The 19912-nt window shown below is 40.7% G+C and carries 22 protein-coding genes; all 22 read left to right on the top strand.

Annotated features, from left to right (window positions below):
* Window positions 1–78 precede the first annotated feature (78 nt).
* The 22 genes from QM351_RS01645 to QM351_RS01750 all read left to right on the top strand — a co-directional run bounded on the left by QM351_RS01645 (window position 79) and on the right by QM351_RS01750 (window position 19697).
* A complete protein-coding gene (locus QM351_RS01645; RefSeq protein ID WP_031574994.1) occupies window positions 79–1242 on the top strand; it encodes a class I SAM-dependent rRNA methyltransferase in 1164 nt (387 codons plus the stop codon).
* Entirely contained in the window at window positions 1239–1916 is a 678-nt protein-coding gene (gene aroD / locus QM351_RS01650; RefSeq protein WP_003006761.1) for a type I 3-dehydroquinate dehydratase, read from the top strand. Before QM351_RS01645 ends, aroD begins: the two co-directional genes overlap by 4 nt.
* Window positions 1906–2778, top strand: a complete 873-nt coding sequence (aroE, locus tag QM351_RS01655; RefSeq protein ID WP_414326269.1) for a shikimate dehydrogenase — start codon at window positions 1906–1908, stop codon at window positions 2776–2778. The genes aroD and aroE overlap by 11 nt, the downstream gene beginning before the upstream one ends.
* A 162-nt stretch (window positions 2779–2940) precedes the next feature.
* The gene (aroB, locus tag QM351_RS01660; RefSeq protein WP_414326271.1) at window positions 2941–4014 is read left to right on the top strand and encodes a 3-dehydroquinate synthase; all 1074 of its coding nucleotides are present in this window, start codon (window positions 2941–2943) and stop codon (window positions 4012–4014) included.
* A 6-nt stretch (window positions 4015–4020) separates the two neighbouring features.
* Window positions 4021–5187 carry a chorismate synthase gene (gene aroC, locus QM351_RS01665; RefSeq protein ID WP_414326273.1) on the top strand — a complete coding sequence of 389 codons (1167 nt, stop codon included), beginning with the start codon at window positions 4021–4023 and terminating at the stop codon, window positions 5185–5187.
* 16 nt (window positions 5188–5203) lie between these two features.
* On the top strand, window positions 5204–6310 hold the full coding sequence (locus tag QM351_RS01670; RefSeq protein WP_414326275.1) for a prephenate dehydrogenase: 1107 nt from the start codon (window positions 5204–5206) through the stop codon (window positions 6308–6310).
* 100 nt (window positions 6311–6410) lie between these two features.
* Window positions 6411–6749 (top strand): YlbF/YmcA family competence regulator, encoded by a 339-nt coding sequence (locus QM351_RS01675; RefSeq protein WP_003014453.1) that lies wholly within the window; start codon window positions 6411–6413, stop codon window positions 6747–6749.
* 172 nt (window positions 6750–6921) lie between these two features.
* Complete coding sequence (gene aroA / locus QM351_RS01680) at window positions 6922–8205, top strand: 3-phosphoshikimate 1-carboxyvinyltransferase (RefSeq protein WP_414326277.1); 1284 nt, start codon at window positions 6922–6924, stop codon at window positions 8203–8205.
* Window positions 8198–8683: a shikimate kinase gene (locus QM351_RS01685; RefSeq protein ID WP_155125341.1), complete on the top strand. Its 486-nt coding sequence runs from the start codon at window positions 8198–8200 to the stop codon at window positions 8681–8683. Before aroA ends, QM351_RS01685 begins: the two co-directional genes overlap by 8 nt.
* Window positions 8674–9528 carry a prephenate dehydratase gene (pheA, locus tag QM351_RS01690; RefSeq protein WP_414326279.1) on the top strand — a complete coding sequence of 285 codons (855 nt, stop codon included), beginning with the start codon at window positions 8674–8676 and terminating at the stop codon, window positions 9526–9528. Before QM351_RS01685 ends, pheA begins: the two co-directional genes overlap by 10 nt.
* The gene (locus tag QM351_RS01695) at window positions 9525–10838 is read left to right on the top strand and encodes an LCP family protein (RefSeq protein ID WP_049490723.1); all 1314 of its coding nucleotides are present in this window, start codon (window positions 9525–9527) and stop codon (window positions 10836–10838) included. Before pheA ends, QM351_RS01695 begins: the two co-directional genes overlap by 4 nt.
* A gap of 62 nt (window positions 10839–10900) precedes the next feature.
* Window positions 10901–12259, top strand: a complete 1359-nt coding sequence (gene rlmD / locus QM351_RS01700) for a 23S rRNA (uracil(1939)-C(5))-methyltransferase RlmD (RefSeq protein WP_414326282.1) — start codon at window positions 10901–10903, stop codon at window positions 12257–12259.
* A gap of 470 nt (window positions 12260–12729) precedes the next feature.
* Window positions 12730–13158 carry an aminoglycoside 6'-N-acetyltransferase gene (aac(6'), locus tag QM351_RS01705; protein ID WP_414256620.1) on the top strand — a complete coding sequence of 143 codons (429 nt, stop codon included), beginning with the start codon at window positions 12730–12732 and terminating at the stop codon, window positions 13156–13158.
* 57 nt (window positions 13159–13215) lie between these two features.
* Window positions 13216–13824: a Type 1 glutamine amidotransferase-like domain-containing protein gene (locus QM351_RS01710; protein ID WP_414326284.1), complete on the top strand. Its 609-nt coding sequence runs from the start codon at window positions 13216–13218 to the stop codon at window positions 13822–13824.
* Window positions 13825–13930: 106 nt separating this feature from the next.
* A complete protein-coding gene (locus QM351_RS01715) occupies window positions 13931–14806 on the top strand; it encodes an aminoglycoside phosphotransferase family protein (protein WP_414326286.1) in 876 nt (291 codons plus the stop codon).
* A 133-nt stretch (window positions 14807–14939) separates the two neighbouring features.
* Window positions 14940–15557 carry a DNA alkylation repair protein gene (locus QM351_RS01720; protein WP_414326288.1) on the top strand — a complete coding sequence of 206 codons (618 nt, stop codon included), beginning with the start codon at window positions 14940–14942 and terminating at the stop codon, window positions 15555–15557.
* A gap of 689 nt (window positions 15558–16246) precedes the next feature.
* Window positions 16247–16621: a helix-turn-helix domain-containing protein gene (locus QM351_RS01725; RefSeq protein WP_195311485.1), complete on the top strand. Its 375-nt coding sequence runs from the start codon at window positions 16247–16249 to the stop codon at window positions 16619–16621.
* Window positions 16611–17141: an ImmA/IrrE family metallo-endopeptidase gene (locus QM351_RS01730; protein ID WP_195311486.1), complete on the top strand. Its 531-nt coding sequence runs from the start codon at window positions 16611–16613 to the stop codon at window positions 17139–17141. The genes QM351_RS01725 and QM351_RS01730 overlap by 11 nt, the downstream gene beginning before the upstream one ends.
* A gap of 115 nt (window positions 17142–17256) precedes the next feature.
* Window positions 17257–17925, top strand: coding sequence for a DUF4417 domain-containing protein (locus QM351_RS01735; RefSeq protein WP_195311487.1), 669 nt, complete (start codon window positions 17257–17259; stop codon window positions 17923–17925).
* Window positions 17925–18257, top strand: coding sequence for a hypothetical protein (locus tag QM351_RS01740; protein WP_195311488.1), 333 nt, complete (start codon window positions 17925–17927; stop codon window positions 18255–18257). The genes QM351_RS01735 and QM351_RS01740 overlap by 1 nt, the downstream gene beginning before the upstream one ends.
* A gap of 64 nt (window positions 18258–18321) precedes the next feature.
* A complete protein-coding gene (locus tag QM351_RS01745; protein ID WP_195311489.1) occupies window positions 18322–19287 on the top strand; it encodes a DUF4365 domain-containing protein in 966 nt (321 codons plus the stop codon).
* An 11-nt stretch (window positions 19288–19298) separates the two neighbouring features.
* Entirely contained in the window at window positions 19299–19697 is a 399-nt protein-coding gene (locus QM351_RS01750) for a hypothetical protein (RefSeq protein WP_195311490.1), read from the top strand.
* Window positions 19698–19912: the final 215 nt, after the last annotated feature.

Genomic DNA, 19912 nt, shown 5'->3' on the forward strand with positions numbered 1-19912 from the left:
GGATAAAACGGTAAAAAAAGTTCCAGTAAATAAAGCCTCTCTTTGTGAAAACTGCAGACTTTTGCTATAATAGAGGATATGAAAAAACTCACAGTCAGTCGCCAAGTCGCAACAAAAATCAAACAAGGACAATCCCTTCTTGAAAAGCAAGATTTTGAGTCACTTCCTGCTTTGAATCAAGAGGTTCAATTGCTTTCAGGAGATGGAAAATCCCTAGGAGTCGGATACTTATCTGAACAAAATAAAGGGATTGGATGGTTTGTTTCACAAGAGTTGGTCACTTTTGATCAAGACTTTTTTAAAAATCTTTTCATCAAAGCCAAGCAATACCGTCGTTCTTATTATGCGGATGAAACGACGACAGCCTTTCGTCTCTTTAACCAAGAGGGAGATGGTTTTGGTGGCTTCACGGTTGACTTGTATGGTGAGTTTGTTGTCTTTTCTTGGTACAATCCCTTCGTATTTCAGATCAAGGAAACCATTCTAGCAGCCTTTCAAGAAGCTTTTTCAGAAGTCCGAGGTGGCTATGAAAAGATTCGCTTTAAAGGTTTGGACTATGAATCGGCTCATGTCTATGGAGAAGAAGCACCGCAAGAATTTTTGATTCTTGAAAATGGGGTCTCTTACCAAGTCTTTCTCAATGATGGCTTGATGACGGGGATTTTTTTGGATCAGCATGAAGTTCGAGGTAGCTTGGTAGAGGGCTTAGCAGCTGGCAAGTCCTTGCTCAATATGTTCTCCTATACGGCGGCCTTCTCTGTGGCTGCGGCAATGGGTGGAGCAGTTGAGACAACATCGGTCGATCTGGCTAAGAGAAGTAGAGAACTATCAGAAGCGCATTTTGTGGCAAATGGCTTGGCGCTGGATGCTCATCGTTTTGTCGTGATGGATGTCTTTGACTATTACAAATATGCCAAACGCCATGACCTAAGCTATGATGTGATCGTGCTCGATCCGCCTAGCTTTGCGCGGAATAAAAAACGGACATTTTCAGTCGCTAAAGATTATCATCGATTGGTCAGCGAGGCTCTTGAGATTTTAAATCCAGGTGGGACCTTGATTCTCAGTACCAATGCGGCAAATGTGACCAAAGATAAATTTAAAAAACAAATCGAAAAGGGATTTCAAGGTCGTAAGCATCGCTATGTAGCGGAATATGGACTTCCGGGTGATTTTCGATGGAACAAGAAAGAAGAAAGTAGTAATTACTTAAAAGTATTTACGATTAGGGTGGATGTATGAAGTTAGTTGTTTCGATTATGCCTCGCTCCTTAGAAGAGGCGCAACAACTAGATAGTTCGCGTTACGAGGATGCAGATGTTATTGAGTGGCGTGCGGACTTTTTAGAAAAAAGCGAGATCTTAACCGTCGCTCCTGCAGTTTTTGAGAAATTTGCTGGACGCGAAATTTTATTCACCTTGCGGACTCGATCTGAAGGTGGAGAGATGGAGCTGACTAATGAAGAATATGTTGGGATCCTGAAAGATATTCAATCCATCTATCATCCAGATTATATCGATTTCGAGTTTTATAGTCACCGTGAAGTCTTTGAAGAGATGTTGGAATTTTCAAATCTTGTTCTCAGCTATCACAATTTCCAAGAGACACCGGAAAATATGATGGAGATCTTATCGGAATTGACCAGCTTTTCTCCAAAATTGGTCAAGGTATCCGTTATGGCCCACAATGAACAAGATGTTCTTGACTTGATGAATTATACGCGTGGTTTCAAGACGCTGAATCCTGAGCAAGAATATGTAACCATTTCCATGGGCAAGGTCGGGAAGATTTCGCGCTTGACAGCTGATTTGACAGGTTCTTCCTGGTCTTATGCTAGAGTCGGAGATGAAAGCGCCCCAGGTCAAATTCCTCTTGAAAATATGAGAAGAATTCGGGAGTTATTAAATGAAGATTGACGGATATACTCGGATGGCAGCGGTCATTGCCCATCCCATTCGTCATAGTATTTCTCCTTTCATCCATAATCTAGCTTATGAATTAACAGCGACCAATGCTGCTTATCTAGCTTGGGATATTGCTGAAGAAGACTTAGAAAGCACCATCAGCCAAATTCGTAAGTTGGATATGATTGGGGCCAATATCTCCATGCCCTACAAGCAGAAGGTCTTTCCTTACTTAGATGAAGTGGATGAGATGGCCCGAAAGATCGGTTCTGTCAATACCATTGTTCACCGTGATGGCAAGCTTAAAGGCTATAATACGGATGGAATTGGTTTCTTTCGTAGTTTACCTCCTGCTTTCTCTATTGAGGGAAAAACAATGGTTCTCTTAGGCGCAGGTGGTGCAGCTTTAGCGATTATTGCACAGGCCATTCATCTAGGTGTGAAACGTATCCTTGTCTTTGTGAGAGAGGAGAGATTAGTTCATTATCGTTCCAAGGTTCAGTTGCTAGAAGATGCCTTTGATTTCATGATAGAATTGTATGCGATTGAGAAAGATGAAGACGTTCAAAACTCTTTTAATCAAGCCGATCTCATCTTAAATGCGACTGGTGTTGGAATGGATGGTCAGTCTCTTCCGATAGCGAGTCACTTGACCTTTCCCCCACATGCCTTAATCGTAGAGATGGCCTACTATCCGGTAGTGACCCCCTTTCTGCAATTAGCAGTGAATCAAGGAAACCAGAGGGTAAATGGGCTGGGAATGCTCTTTTATCAAGCTGAAGCAGCCTTTGAATTAATGACTGGAAAAGTATTTCCTACAGAGTCTGTATGGGAAGCATTGACAACAGAATATCGCCAATTTGTATGTGACTAAGAGAGGGGTTTACCTTTTCCTATTGAAAAAGCTTTATGAGATTAGAACAAGACCTGATTTAAAAAAAAACAGTCTTGCTCTAGTCTCTTTTTCATTTTGATTGAGACATGTGTCCTATTTCATGATAAGATAGAATCAAAGAAAAACGCGAAGGAGATTCCTATGAACGTATCGGTACCTATTCCAGGACATTCCTATGATATTGTGATTGAAAGAGGTGGTCTCAACCAGGTTGGAGACTGGTTGCGCACTCTTTGGGGCGATAAAAAAGTCGCCATTATTTCCGATAACCGCGTGGCTAAGCTATATGCCTCTATCGTAGAGAAGAGCCTTGAGAAAGCTGGTTTTCAAGTGGTGCGCTTTGAGTTTCTTCAAGGAGAAGCCAGTAAGAATCTAACCACTGTTTCAAAAGTCTATGACTTTCTAGCTACCCAGGGCATGACGCGCAGTGATGGAATTGTTGCTCTTGGGGGTGGCGTAGTTGGTGATTTGGCTGGTTTTGCTGCCTCGACCTATATGCGGGGAATTTCCTTTGTTCAGATCCCGACTAGCTTGACCGCACAGGTGGACTCCTCTATCGGGGGAAAGACGGGAGTCAACACAGCACTTGCTAAAAACATGGTAGGGACCTTTGCTCAACCAGATGGTGTGTTTATTGATCCTGAAGTGTTGAGCACTTTGGGGCAACGTGAATTGATCGAGGGGATGGGCGAAGTCATCAAGTACGGCCTCATCCAAGATACTGAACTCTGGGAAGAATTGGAAGCCATGGATGGTTCTGTCCAGAGTATTTTAGAGCATGCAGAGAGCATCATTTCTCATTCTTGTCTGGTCAAGCGAGACCATGTTGTGGCAGACGAGTTGGACAATGGCATTCGCCTGTATCTCAACTTTGGGCATACTATTGGACATGCTATTGAAGCGACAGCGGGTTATGGGCAGGTTATGCATGGAGAAGCCGTCAGTATGGGCATGGTGCAGCTATCCCGAGTTGCAGAAGAAAAGGGCTTGATGACAAAAGGAATCAGCCAACAAATCGAAGAAATGTGCCGGAAATTTGGCCTTCCGGTGATCTATGAGAACTGGGATAAAGAAGCCCTTTATCAAGCCTTGACTCATGACAAAAAAGCGCGTGGGACGAACTTGAAATTAGTAATTGTTCCAGAGTTGGGGCAAGCAGCGATTCATCAAATCCCTCTTCAAGAAATGAAGGACTTTTTAGAAAGAAAGGTATAAGGTCGTATGAGATATTTAACAGCAGGAGAGTCCCATGGACCTCGACTAACAGCCATCATCGAGGGGGTTCCGGCAGGCCTTCCTTTATCTGAAGAGGATATTAATAAAGAGCTCAAACGGCGACAAGGTGGCTATGGTCGTGGTTCTCGGATGAAAATCGAGAGTGACCGGGTCGAGATCACATCAGGGATCCGTCATGGCTTGACCATGGGAGGTCCGATTACTCTGAATGTGACCAATCTGGATCACCAAAAATGGCTGGAGATCATGAATGTAGCACCGGTCGAAGAGAAAAAGAAAAATCTACGTAAGATCACCAAGCCACGTCCTGGTCATGCCGACCTAGTCGGAGGGATGAAATACCGTTTTGATGATCTCCGTAACTCCTTAGAGCGTTCTTCTGCTCGTGAGACGACCATGCGTGTAGCCGTTGGTGCAGTTGCTAAACGGATTTTAGAAGAAATCGGCGTTGAAGTGGCCAGCCACATTGTTAATTTTGGGGGAATCGAGATTGCAATTCCCGAGAATCTAACCGTTTCAGAAATCAAGGAAAAGGCAGCGAAGTCGGAAGTTTCGATCGTTGTGCCAGAACAAGAAGAAGCTGTTAAGGCCTACATTGACCAAGTGAAAAAAGATGGTGATACCATCGGGGGAATTGTGGAAACCTTGGTTGGCGGTGTGCCTGTTGGACTAGGATCCTATGTGCAATGGGACAAGAAATTGGATGCCAAAATCGCTCAAGGGGTGGTCTCTATCAATGCCTTTAAGGGAGTGGAGTTTGGCCTTGGTTTTGACGCAGGTCGCCTAAAAGGTAGTCAAGTCATGGATGAAATCATCTGGTCTCAGGACACTGGCTATACCCGTCGCACCAATAATCTTGGTGGTTTTGAAGGGGGCATGACCAATGGTGAGCCCATTCTGGTTCGTGGTGTCATGAAGCCTATTCCGACCCTCTACAAACCCTTGATGAGTGTGGATATTGAAACTCATGAGCCATATAAGGCAACGGTTGAGCGCAGCGACCCAACGGCTCTACCAGCTGCAGGTGTGGTAATGGAAGCAGTGGTCGCAACAGTCCTTGCTACAGAAGTGCTTGAAAAATTCTCTTCCGATAACTTGGAAGAATTGAAAGAAGCCGTTGCCAAGCACCGGGATTTTACGAAGAATTTTTAAGAGAAAGAGTTTTCCTTTGGAGAAGAAAGTTGTTTATATTGCAGGCTTGGGCTTGATTGGGGCATCCCTCGCGCTAGGGATAAAGAGAGCCCACCCAAACGTGACGATTCTTGGTTATAATCGTAGTGAAGTCTCTCGAACCATCGCTCTTGAAAGAGGAATGGTGGATCAGGTGACGGATGATTTCGCAGCCTTTGCCCCTTTAGCAGATATCATTATTTTGGCCCTTCCCATCAAGCAAACCAAGTCTTACTTAGAAACCTTAGCTAGCTTGCATTTGAAAGACCGGGTACTGGTGACAGATGCAGGCTCTACCAAGGCAGAAATTGTCGCACAAGCTGAAAAAGTGTTTACAGATAAGGATGTACGCTTTGTGGGAGGCCACCCCATGGCTGGTAGTCATAAGACAGGTGCTGCAGCAGCAGATGCCACCTTATTTGAGAATGCTTATTATATTTTTACCCCTTCCAGCTTGACGACAGGGGGTGCCATGGAAGAGTTGAAAGAGCTTCTGAGTGGATTGGGATCTCGATTTATTGAAATCGACGCCGAGGAACACGATCGGGTGACTTCCCAGATCAGCCATTTTCCTCATATTTTAGCCTCGACTCTGGTCGAGCAGGCTGTAGCTTATGGGGAAGAGCATGAAATGACCCGTCGTTTTGCGGCTGGTGGCTTTCGGGATATGACACGGATTGCGGAAAGTGAGCCAGGCATGTGGACCCCTATTCTCATGTCCAACCCTCAAGCGATATTAGAGCGGATTGCAGATTTCAAAGATCGTTTGGATCAAGTGGCTGAGACCATTCAAGCAGATAACGAAGAGGCCATTTGGTCATTTTTCCAAAAAGGGCGGAAGCACCGAAAAGAAATGCAAATCCATCAGCGTGCTGGACGCGATAGTGCCTATGATCTCTTTATCGATGTCCCCGATAAGGAAGGTGTGATCCTCGAAATCTTACAACTCTTACAAGGGATTTCCTTGGTCAATATTCACATCAATGAAGAAAATCGGGAGGATATCCACGGGATTTTGCAGCTGACCTTTAAAAATGCAGAGGATCAAGAGCGAGCGCAAACATTGATCAGCCAAGCGACGTCTTATACCGTTCTTGCTCGCTAGGTCTACAGAAGGATTTGCGTCAAAATGCCTGCTTCATTTTAGGAATATTGAAGGAAAAGCAGTATAATAGAAGTATCTTATCAGTAAAGGAGCCCATAAAATGGCAAATATATACGATGTAGCAAATGAACTCTCTCGCACCCTTCGAGACCTTCCTGAATACAAGGCTGTCGTAGAAAGTAAGCAAGCTATTGAAGCAAATCCAGAAGCGAAAACACTGTTTGACGAATACGTCGCTTTCCAAAATCAACTACAAGGCTTGATGCAATCCGGTCAACTTCCAACAGAAGCTGTGCAACAAGAAATGAAGGACTACATGGAAAAAATCCAAGCAAGTCCGATTGTGAATGAATTTTTCACCAAACAACAACAATTGTCTATTTATCTTGCAGATCTTGAAAAGATCATCTTTGAGCCGATTCAAGATTTATACAAATAAGAACCACTACCAGAGTTGTCATTTCGACTCTGGTATTTTCGTTCGCCACTAGAGGAAAACAAGCTCAAAAAATGCTTGGAAACATTCGTTTTTTGTTCCAAATTTTTGATCAAAAATTGAATTCATGTCCTATTTATGATAGAATATGTGGAAAAGCACTCTGGAGATGGCAATGAAATTAAGAACCAATAGCAAGGGTCTAAAGGGAACCATTCGTGTCCCTGGTGACAAATCCATCAGTCACCGATCCATTATTTTTGGAAGTCTTGCAAAGGGCGAAACTAAGGTCTATGATATCTTGCGAGGCGAAGATGTGCTTTCTACCATCCAGGTGTTTCGAGACTTGGGAGTTTCTATCCAAGATGATGGGGATGTGATTCGGATTCAAGGAGTAGGCTTTCAAGGTCTTCAAGCTCCGACGGTTCCCCTTGATATGGGCAATTCAGGAACGTCTATTCGTTTGATCTCAGGTGTCCTAGCAGGTCAGGATTTTGCAGTGACCATGGTCGGAGATGATAGTCTTTCCAAACGTCCCATGGATCGTGTCGCGATTCCACTGCGTCAGATGGGAGTAGAGATTGATTGTCAGGGAGAGCGCGATTGCCCACCTTTACATGAAAAAGGAACCCATCAGCTCCAACCCATTCATTACCGTTTGCCAGTGGCATCGGCCCAAGTCAAGTCTGCTCTCATTTTTGCCGCTCTACAGGCTGAGGGCGAATCGACGATTATCGAGAAGGAAAAAACGCGTGACCATACGGAGGATATGATTCGCCAATTTGGTGGAGAGATCCAAGTGGATGGAAAAACTATCCGCATCCAAGGTGGACAAGAGTTCCAAGGTCAAGAAGTCATCGTTCCTGGAGATATTTCCAGTGCAGCCTTTTGGTTAGTGGCCGGCCTCATTCTGCCAGAGAGTGTGATCAAGATTGAAAATGTTGGTATCAACCAAACTCGGACAGGGATTCTCGATGTGATTCAAGAAATGGGGGGAGATCTCACCATTGAGGATCGCGATGAAAAAGCGGTCTCTGCAAGTCTCACTGTTAAGACTTCGTCCTTAAAAGGGATTCGGATTGATGGGGAGTTGATTCCACGCTTGATTGATGAATTGCCGATTATTGCTTTACTAGCGACACAAGCAAATGGCCAGACCGTGATTGCGGATGCTGAGGAGCTTCGTGTGAAAGAAACGGATCGCATCCAGGTCGTAGCAGATAGCCTCAATGCCATGGGAGCCACTGTCGTGCCAACGGAAGATGGAATGCTCATCACTGGTCCGACTCCCCTGCATGGAGCTGATTTAGAGACCTTTGGAGACCACCGGATCGGCATGATGGCTGCCATTGCTGCCTTATTAGTGAGTGAAGGAAATGTGATGCTGGATCGGGCAGAGGCCATTAACACCAGTTACCCTAGTTTTTTTGAAGATTTGGAGACCTTACTGCATGGCTAAAATTTTACTTGGTTTTATGGGAGCTGGGAAAACGACTGTTGGTCGCATTCTTGATCCAAAGTTCCATGATATGGATGAATTAATTGTTGAAGAGATCGGTATGTCGATCAATGATTATTTCGCAGTGGAAGGAGAAGACGCCTTTCGTCGTCGCGAGGCTGAAATGCTGGAGCGTTTATTGGAAAATGAAGCGGCCATCATTTCTCCTGGAGGCGGGATTGTCGTCAACCCTCATAACCGTGCGCTCTTGGAAAAAAATCCTCACAACATTTATCTGCGGGTAGATTTTGAAACCTTGTACAGACGGATTCAAAATGACAAAGCCATGCAACGTCCCCTCTTTTTAAACAACACCAAAGAAGAATTCAAGAAGATTTTTGATGGTCGTTTGCCTTTGTATGAGGATATTGCTACCCATATTGTGGATGTCGAGGACAAAACACCTGAAGAAATTGCGGAGATCATTCGATGCTTGTAGGCTATCTTGGTCCCAAGGGATCCTTCACCCATGATGTAGCCACTCATAGCTTTCCAACTTCTGAACGCATTGCCTATCGGACGATCACAGATGTCATCAAGGCTTATGAAAATCAAGAGATCGATTTTGCGGTTGTCCCTGTTGAAAACTCGATTGAAGGCAGTGTCCATGAGACCATTGATTACCTCTTTCATCAAGGGACCATTCAGGCCGTTGCAGAAGTGGTCTATCCTATCAAGCAACAGCTCTTGGTGGCAAAAAAAGACCGCCCCATTCGAACGGTCTATTCGCATCCACAGGCCTTGGCCCAAGGGAAGGCTTTTCTAAGGGCCCATTATCCAGATGTGGCCATGGAAATGACGGCTTCAACAGCCTATGCAGCCCGCTATGTAGCAGAACATCCAGAATTGGAGATTGCAGCTATTGCCCCTCTGGCAGCAGCAAGTGAGTACGGTTTGGAAGTCCAGGCCAAAGACATCCAAGAAATCGAGGACAACTACACGCGTTTTTGGATTTTAGGGGCAAAAGAGCCCTTGATTTCAGAAACTTTGAATCTTTCGAGTCAAAAGATTAGCTTGGCTTTAACCTTGCCAAGTAATCTGGCAGGAGCCCTCTATAAGGGTTTGTCCACCTTTGCTTGGCGGGGAATCAATTTAACCAAGATTGAAAGTCGCCCCCTAAAAACAGCTTTAGGAGAATACTTTTTCATTATTGACCTCCTAAATGAAGCGCCTGATCTAGTGCAGTTTGCCTATCAAGAATTAGACAGTCTGGGTATTCAGACAAAAGTCTTGGGTCAGTATCAGGTCTATACCATAAAAGATAACGGAATGGAGAAAAGATGAGTAACGAATCCAACTTTCTATCTCACCATGAGCGAAAGCGATTAGAGTACTTATACTCAAATTTTCATTATTTGAATGAACGAGAACAACTAGAATACAATTACCTGCTCAAGAAGAGCCAAGGAGCTTATGAGGAAGCAGAAGCCCTTCAACCTGAGGTAGACGCTACAGAAGAAGTGCAAGGTGAGATTGCTGAACCAATTGGGGATCTCCCTGTTTACCAATCACGTAGCAAAAAGTCTAAGAAGAAAGCAGTTGCTGCGACGAGCGATATACCTAAGAAACCACGGAAAAAGATCCGCGTCAAACGGATCCTCAAGTGGCTTGCTCTCTTTTTCTTGCTCATTATCGGTGGCATGGTCTTCATGTTTGTGAAAGGCCTCAACAGCAAGCCGACAGGTCCAGATGCCAAACCAGCTGTCGTCGAGAAATTTAACGGCAAGAAGTCGCGAGATGGGGTCAATATCCTGATCTTGGGGACAGATGGTCGGATCGGTGAGAAATCAGATGAGACTCGGACAGACTCCATCATGGTGGTCAATGTCAATAACAAAGAAGGCAAGATCAAGATGGTCAGCTTCATGCGGGATACACTGGTCCATATTGATGGGGTGAGCCAGCAAAATATTCCTGAATATGATGGCTACTATGATCAAAAACTGAACACTGCCTTCACCATAGGGGAGCAAAATAACAACCAAGGGGCTGAATTGGTGCGTCAGATGCTCAAAGATAACTTTGACATTGACATCCAATATTACGCCATGGTCGATTTCAAGACCTTTGCGACGGCGATCGATACCCTCTTCCCGAATGGGGTCGAGATGAATGCACAGTTTTCAACGGTTGATGGCGAGAAGGTCAGTGAAGTAGAAGTACCAGATGATTTGAACATGAAAGACGGTGTCGTTCCGCAGCAAACCATCAAGGTTGGAAAGCAACGGATGGATGGCCGGACCCTTCTCAATTACTCGCGTTTCCGTAAGGATGATGAAGGGGACTTTGGTCGGACCCGTCGCCAACAAGAGGTCATGTCCGCCATCATGCACCAGATCAAAGATCCAACAAAACTCTTTACGGGATCAGAAGCCCTCGGGAAAGTCTTTGCTATGACGTCTACCAATGTACCTTTCTCCTTCCTATTGACTAATGGACTTGGCTTAGTCGGTAGTGCTGGAAAAGGAATTGAACGAGTGACCATCCCAGAAAATGGGGATTGGGTCGATGCCTACGATATGTATGGGGGCCAAGGCTTGCTCGTCGATTTCGATGCTTATAAAAAGAAATTGTACCAAATGGGACTGAGATGATATAATAAGGGGATAGGAGTTTTGAACTCCACCCCTTTTAATTTGTAGAAAGATAGAACACCATGTTAAAGAAAAATGAAATTGTAACCGTTGAGATTGTCGATTTGACCCACGAAGGAGCAGGAGTGGCTAAGGTCGATGGCCTGGTCTTTTTTGTGGAGAATGCCCTGCCAGGAGAAGTTGTCCGCATGCGCGTGCTTAAAGTCAACAAAAAGATCGGCTACGGAAAAGTAGAGGAGTACCTAGAAAAATCGCCTCACCGTAATGAAGAGCTTGATCTTGCCTATTTACGAAGCGGAATCGCCGACTTGGGGCACCTGGCTTATCCCGAGCAACTGAAATTCAAGGCCAAGCAGGTCAAGGATAGCCTCTACAAGATGGCAGGAATCTCTGATATCGAAGTACCCCTGACCTTGGGAATGGACCATCCTGTCCAATACCGTAACAAGGCCCAAGTCCCTGTTCGTCGTGTTAATGGTGTTCTAGAGACTGGTTTCTTCCGTAAGAATTCTCATGATCTTATGCCGCTTGAAGATTTTTATATTCAAGATCCAGTGATAGACCAAGTTATTCTTGCTTTACGAGATTTACTTCGTCGTTATGACTTAAAACCCTATGATGAGAAGGAACAGTCTGGTCTGATTCGTAACCTTGTTGTACGTCGTGGCCATCATTCAGGTCAGATTATGGTTATTTTGGTGACAACTCGTCCTAAAATTTTCCGAGTTGAACAGTTGATTGAACAAGTCATCAAGCAGTTCCCAAAAATCATATCAGTAATGCAAAATATCAATGACCAAAATACCAATGCGATTTTCGGGAAAGAATGGCGTACTCTCTACGGTCAAGACTATATTACCGACCAAATGTTGGGCAATGATTTCCAAATCTCTGGACCAGCCTTTTACCAGGTCAATACCGAAATGGCAGAGAAGCTCTATCAAACAGCCATTGACTTTGCGGACTTAAAAGAAGATGATGTGGTGATCGATGCCTATTCAGGAATCGGAACTATTGGCTTATCAGTCGCTAAACATGTCAAGGAAGTCTACGGAGTGGAAGTTATCCCAGAAGCAGTAGAAAATAGCCAGAAGAACGCAGAATTGAACGGTATCACCAATGCCCACTATGTCTGTGACACAGCTGAAAATGCCATGAAGAATTGGCTCAAGGAAGGCATCCAACCAACTGCCATCCTGGTCGACCCACCACGCAAGGGCTTGACAGAAAGCTTTATCAAAGCAAGCGCTCAAACAGGAGCTTACCGTATTGCCTATATCTCCTGTAACGTCGCCACCATGGCGCGTGATATCAAACTCTATCAAGAGTTGGGATACGAATTGAAGAAAGTCCAGCCGGTGGATCTTTTTCCACAGACGCACCATGTCGAATGTGTAAGCTTGTTAGTAAAACGCAACTAATCCTCAAAAGGTTCACTGAACCTTTTGAGTCCCGCAAACGCATCACGTAGAATGTGTAAGCTTGTTAGTAAAACGCAACTAAACCTCAAAAGGTTCACTGAACCTTTTGAGTCCCACAAACACATCACGTCGAATGTGTAAGTTTGTTAGTGAAACGTAGCTAATCCTCAAAAGGTTCCCCAAACCTTTTGAGTCCACAAACGCACCATGTTGAGGTCGTATCACTACTTGTACGAGCTGAGGCATCAGCGAAGCAGAAGTAGATGATCTGCCCATGCGATATGACTCGCAGAATGAGGAAGGAAACCGACGAAATGATACGGTAAGTCCGAACCGCTGAGTGTGTGACTCTACTCTTCCGATCTGAGACAGCGAAAAGTAGAAGGGTATGGTATTGGTATCAATCAATGAGTAACAAAGTAACAGCATGATTCGAAACATTTGCTTGTAATTTGCGGAGGAACATCAATATGGATGGAATAACAAAAGATTCTATAAAAAAGGCTGAACTAATGAAACAATTATGGCCCCAATTGACAGATAAAGAAGCTATTGATGAAGTAAAAAAATATACGAATGGCAAAAATACTGCAATCTTTACAGAAGTTGAAGGTGACAAAATTGTAGGTCTAGCACTATGTTCACTCAGATTTGATTATGTTGAAGGTTGTAAATATAGTCCAGTTGGATTCTTAGAAGGGATTATTGTCGACGAGGAATATCGTTTAAAGGATATTGCTAAAAATCTCTGTACAAAATGTGAGGAATGGGCGAAAAATAAAGGATGTAAGGAATTTGCAAGTGACTGTACTTTAACGAATACGGATTCTATAAGATTTCATCTCAATATTGGATTTCAGGAGGCAAATAGAATTATTCATTTTAAGAAAAAATTATAATTTCGAAACGAGAATAAACTTGTTTAAACTTTATGTATCTTTAGAAAGTGTGAAAGATTGGAAGAACAAATTTTTTTGATGGGTGGAAATCCACCAATAAAAAATCATACGATTGTTAATAAAATAGTGTCATCAAGTATGATCGAAAGAATTGTTATTTTTACAATTTTTCGAGAAAATTGGGAACCCTACATGAAAAAGTACACGGAAGTTTTTCAAAGTCATTTTCCTAACCTAAACACTGATTACTTACTCTTGGACACTGAGCAGATTGATTTTGATAGCTATCTAGATGCTGATGTCATCATCATCGGTGGTGGAAATACGGAAAAGTATCTAGCTACTTATGTCAATCAGGAGTTCAAAAATTATATCGTTCATATGCTGAATAAAGGGGCGAAAGTTATGGGATTTTCTGCAGGAGCCCTATTATTAGGAGAAAAAGTCTATGTTTCACCTAATGATCATTCAGATCATCAGATAAAGATAAAAAATGGATTAGGACTCTTTAGTCAGTTTTTAATTAGTGTCCATTATGATTCCTGGAATGATAAAGCTAATAAGGATAGAGCTGAAGAACTCGTTCATGTTCCCATAATTCCACTAAATGATCCTTCATGTCTTGTATTGGATAAACTTGGAAACATTATTGAGAAAATTGACTAGTTTTCATTATCTAAATCTTGATCTAGGTAACTAAAGTGTAGACAAACTGGATGGGTTACTAGTGAAAACTGCAAGAAGTGTTGGAAAGTGAATCGGAGAGTGCGTGATGAATTTTAGTAGTAAGATAGCCATAAATAAAGGCTGGTCAGATGATAAAAAATATTGTGTGACAGATCAAAAACAGCAAAAATATTTCTTGCGTGTTTCTGATAAGGAGAAGTTAGATTCTAAAAAATTTGAATTTGATATGATGGAGAAAGTAGCTTCTCTTGGAGTTCCGATGTGTAAACCAATTAGCTTTGAACTCTGCGATGACGAAGTACATTCTTTACATGAATGGATAGATGGGAAAGATGCTCGAGAAACAATTTTAACTGTTTCAAAAGAACAACAATACATTTACGGACTAGAAGCAGGAAGAATCCTTCAAAAAATTCATTCACTCTCTGTTACAGAAGTTTGTGAAGATTGGGAGGTCTTTTATAATCGAAAAATTGATGACAAAATCTCCAAATACAAAGAATGTCCCGTTCAGTACGAAAATGGTCAGATTTTTATTGATTATTTAAATGCAAATCGAGAATTGTTAAAAGATAGACCTCAGGTTTTCCAACATGGAGATTATCACATCGGGAATTTCATGATTGGTGAAGATCGTAAAATTTATGTCATTGACTTTGATCGATTTGATCTGGGAGATCCTTGGGAGGAATTCAATCGTATTGTATGGTCTGCTCAAGTCTCTCCCTCTTTTGCGTCTGGTATGATAGATGGATATTTTGATGGTAAGGTTCCAGAATTATTTTGGAAGCTTCTCGCTATCTATATTCTAAATAACTTAGTTGGATCACTTCCCTGGGCTGTACCTTACGGACCTGAAGAAATATCAGTAATGCAAAATCAAGCTAAGGAAATTTTAGAATGGTATGATGATATGAAGCAAATCATTCCTAGTTGGTATTTGATTGAGAAAAAGGCTTAATAATAAAAGAGTTTAAATATCAATTTGAAAAAATGTCAAGATTATTTGCTCATATTATAACGAATTCAATTCTTTATTAATACCTATCGAGAATTATCTTGAAACTTGGAATGTTGTTTTGGGGTCAAGTTACATGAAAGAATATATTTTAAATTTAGAAAAAGAATTCTCTTTAATAGAAAATGGATTTAAAGAAGAAGAGCAAAGAGCTCTTGCTGATTATCTATCAAACGATAATGTGTATACCAAAGAATTAGCATTTTTAGCTTTTAAATCCAATGTATATCAAGTTAGAATGTACAGTGTATTTCTCTTTGGCCATTTGTCATCGTATGAAGAAATTTTGATCTTTATGAGGGATGAGGTTTCAAAGGATGACAATTGGAGAGTTCAAGAAGTATTAGCAAAAGCATTTGATGAATTTTGTAAGCAAACAGGTTATGAAAAATCTCTTCCGGTTATTGACGACTGGCTACAAAATAATAATCCAAATGTCAGAAGAGCTGTTACAGAAGGTTTGAGAATATGGGCGAGTAGACCATATTTCAAGGATAATCCAGATGAAGCTATTGAAAGGATTGCCAACTTAAAAGAAGATGCAAGCGAATATGTGAGAAAATCAGTTGGAAATGCTTTAAGGGATATTAGTAAGAAATTCCCGGAGTTGATTAAAATTGAGCTTGATAGCTGGAAATTAGAAAGTAAAGAGATTCAACAAGTTTACAAGCTAGCAAGTAAATTTATTAAATGATAATTCTAAACTATAAAGTTAAAAAATGGTAACTATAAAATATTTTCATTCTATAGTATAATTTTAAACAACAAGTCAGTCACTTTCGTTCTATAATATAGAAGTTTGCTTATCACCACGTGTTGAGTGTATAGCTCTGCTGGTGAAAAACTAGGAATCTTTAAGCGAAAGGTTTCTAAGCAGTCACTGGAAACAGTGGCTTTTTAGTTTTGGTGGGTGTGTAACAATCTCCATATTGATGAGGAACCCCTACAGCAGGCTTTTCTTAGGGCCATAGAGGTTCTTCGTAAAAATAAGGGAAAGCTAGAAGAGAAGTGGGCTAGCTTTAGTGAAGAGCAAAGGCTGGAAAAGTATCATGCGGCTCAACTAAAGGAACTCCTTGATAGCGAGTAGGAAGCATTTGATGGAAGAAAGATGTGTAAGGTACTTGAGAAGATTAGTCTAGGAGAAGACGGCAGTATCACCGTCATGTTTTTAGAAGTAACAGAAGTTAATTTATAAGGCCATAGCTAAGAGAGGAAGTGCTCATGCTATGGCCTTTTTATTTTTGAAATACGATTTATTATCTATTATGATTAGTGTAGTAATTGAATTAACCATAATATTTAAAACAATTAACCAAAAAGGTTGATTAATATTAGAAAATGGTTTATAATTATATTATAAGAGGTAAAATGGAGGAAAATAAAATGATTACAGAATATGGAAAATTTCTAAGAAAATTAAGAATAGACCAAGGCCAAATCCTCAAAACAATGGCAGAAAAGCTAGGTGTCAGCTCAGCCTTTTTATCAGCTGTAGAGAATGGTAAAAAGAAAATCCCAAAAACTTGGGAAGAAAAACTAGTAAAGGAGTACAAGTTGGACGGAGAGCAGTTAGCTGAATTGAGACGTTCTCAGCAAGCTAGTCAACAGTTGATTGAAATCAATCTGGAAATGTTAACTGATGCACAAAAAGATACAGCATTTGCTTTTGCGAGAAGTCTTGAAAGATTTGATACTCAAGATTTATCAAAACTTGCTAAATTTTTTAATAAGAATTCGGAGGAAGTTAATGACCTATAATTATAAAGTAGCCCCATGTTCTAGATTAGAAATTCGAAACTATGCTGATTATTTCCGTGATAAGACAAAGTTGTCTAATGAACTTGCCTATCCAATTGTTGAGGTTTTTGAATTATTGGCGGAAACTGGATATTATGATTATGAGATTGTTCCAATTGAGGATATGCCTAATAACTATGGAGAAACCCTCAAAGGTGAAAACTTAATTCGTATTCGTGAAGATATATATGAGAAAGCTTGTGAAGATGATGGATTTTCCAGATCCACAATTGCTCACGAACTTCTTCATTTTTTTAAACATCGTCAAGAAGAGATAGTTTTTTGTCGTACGGTTGAAGAAATGAAAAGTAGAAAAGCCTACGAAGACCCTGAGTGGCAAGCCAACTGCTTCGCAGGAGAATTATTAGTTCCAAAAAGATTAGTTAAAAATTTATCTGTTGAAGAGATCGTAGAACAATGCAAAGTTACACAAGCAATGGCTAGTATTCAACTTGGACAATATGAAAAAGAAGGTTGGTAAAAGAAAAAGCCTTTGAGTGGGGACTCAAGGCTTGGATAGAGCGGCTGGGTAAACCGACATACACAATATCAGTTTACCATAGTCGTCTGGATATTTCAATAGAAAGGTTTACTCTATGGTAAAAATTCAAGGTAATCGAAAAGGTTGCAAAGACGTTTTTAATGCATTCCTAGTGAAAGATGCTGCTTACGCAGGAAAAGAAGAAATTCCGATTATTAGACCTTATAATGGCATTTTGCCAGAAAAAATGGTTCTATTTTCAAAAAGGCATCAAACTAAGGAGAAATTTTCATGGCTATGTTTTTATGAGGATGATTATAAATTTGAAAATATTTGGAAGAATCCAAAACTTCATTTGGATACACTTTCTAAGTTTGAAGGGGTTATCCTTCCTGATTTTAGTCTATTTAGAGACATGCCGTATAACATGCAAGTAAATAATATATACAGAAGTCGTGCTATAGGTAATTGGCTTCAATCAATGGGAATTCCAGTCATTCCAAATATTCGTTGGGGGGATGAGAGAACTTACGATATTGCTTGCCTGGGTATATCAAAAGATAATGTGATTTCTGTCGGTTCGCATGGTCAGATGAGAGATTTAGATGATAGAAAGCATTTTATCAACGGGCTTGATTATGTTGTTGATAAACTTAGTCCTCATACAATTCTTGTATATGGTGCCTTACTAGATGATGTGTTTGCTTGGTATCGTCTTCAAGGAATTAATATTCTTCACTATCCAAGTAACACTTCGTTGGCTTATATGCAGGGAGGTGCCTAATGGGGACTGGATTTCACGGAGGATTTGGTAGAACAATAGGTACTGGGGCGTTTGAATTTCATCAATCAGAAATTCCAGAGAGCTCCTCGTTACTAGATTTGATTAATCAAAGTAGTTATGGTAAAAAGGTAGCTGACATGTATGTCGAGCTGATTGCTAACTATAAGGGCTTTCAAAAAGGCTTAGTAGGAATAGTGCTTTCCAAAGAGGATAAAGATACATATAAAGTAAAATTTTTTACTCGTGAAAATGAGATTCTGACAATCATTTCGGTACCTAAATTACTATTACGTCGCATTAATTTTATGGAATTTGAAGCATATTTTATATAGTATTTTAAGTTAAAATACTACATACAAAAAATTGGTAATATAAATTAATTAAAAGGAAGTGTTTATGGCAAATTCGACTGAACGAATTGGGATATACCACTGTGCCGAGATTGCAGAACGCAATAAATGGATGTTCCGAGAACAACCAATAGATGATGTTGGTATAGATGCTCATATGGAATTTATTGACAATATGAATCCCAAGCAACTGATTGCATTACAGATAAAGTCAGGGTCAAGCTGGTTTAAAGAAAAACGTGGTAATAGTATTATTTTTAGAGGTATAAATGAGAGACAGTATAATTACTGGACTATGAATTCTCTCCCTTGCATAGTAGTTTTATATAACCCTGAGGATGATACATGCATTTGGCAAAAATTAACTACTGAAACCATTGAACGAACCAATGATGGACAAGGAAAAGGCTTTTTTGTTAAGGTTCCGTTGGATCAGGTTTTTTTAAATGAGTCTTCTCAAAATAGTCTTCTTTCCTATTCAAATTTACCCCAACATGTACAGAATTATAACTTTTTACTATCTCAGAAAAAGTTTATGGAAATTATTCAAAATGGTGGTAAAGTAAAACTATATTCAAATGAATGGGTTAATAAATCAAGTGGCAGAGGCGAGACCAAGTTAATTGTCAATGATGGGAATGAAACTAAAGAGTATTTGTATCCGTATTGGTTTCCTTTTACTCCATACACAGAGGTTTTTCCTAAGCTATTTCCATGGGCTCATTTTTCTGCTGATGAAGAATTTTTTGAAGAAAATGATAAAGAATTATGGCGAGACCTTCATTGTTATTATGATAAAGAAGATGATGAGTGGGAAGTTGTTGGCGATACATTTGAGACTTTTCGTAAAAAGTTAGACCCAATGCGTTGCATTAATCATGCAGGGGAGGTTGCGGAGTACATGTTAGTACTTAGCTTAAATGAACTTGGCAATTCGTTTTTGACAGTTAACCAGTTTGTAAATCAATATCGCCCATATGCTGATGCAAGGCCGAAATCAAAAGATATATAAAGGAAATTATCATGAAGAAACTTAAACTTAATGATGGAATGACACAAGCCCAAACTGTTGATGGATATAAACTAGTTCCTACTGAAAAGTATGTAATAAACCTAGAAGAAGAGATAGATTTCTCAATAGCAGTTATGCAATCTATTTTTACCATGGGCTTTCCACCGGCATTCAAAAATTGGCATGCATGGCTGTTTGAAAATGGTTTTAGCACTGAGGTTCCGAATCCGACTAATGAGTTTGTAGCAAGTTATTATGGTGTTAAGCCTCTTTGGAAAACACCTTATTCTATGGGGATTGTTGTGAAAGCAGAGAAGGATGACGACTATTACATTGTTATGGAATGTAGTGAAAAAAATAAGGGCTTTAAACACACACAAATTATTCTTACTCTGGGCGGGTGCATGTAATTAAGCAAGACTAGAATATAATTGGTTAATAATTATAGTTACGTTTAATGGTTTAATTCGGATATATTTTGAATCATCATTTCGTTTCATAGTATAGGAAGATAACGTCAGGACACGTCGAGTGTGTAAGTTTGTTAGTGAAACGCAGTTAATCCTCAAAAGGTTCACTGAACCTTTTGAGTCCACAAACGCACCATGTTGAGGCGGTGTCACTG

It is taken from the genome of Streptococcus parasanguinis, assembly GCF_047465465.1.
GTDB lineage: Bacteria > Bacillota > Bacilli > Lactobacillales > Streptococcaceae > Streptococcus > Streptococcus parasanguinis_AI.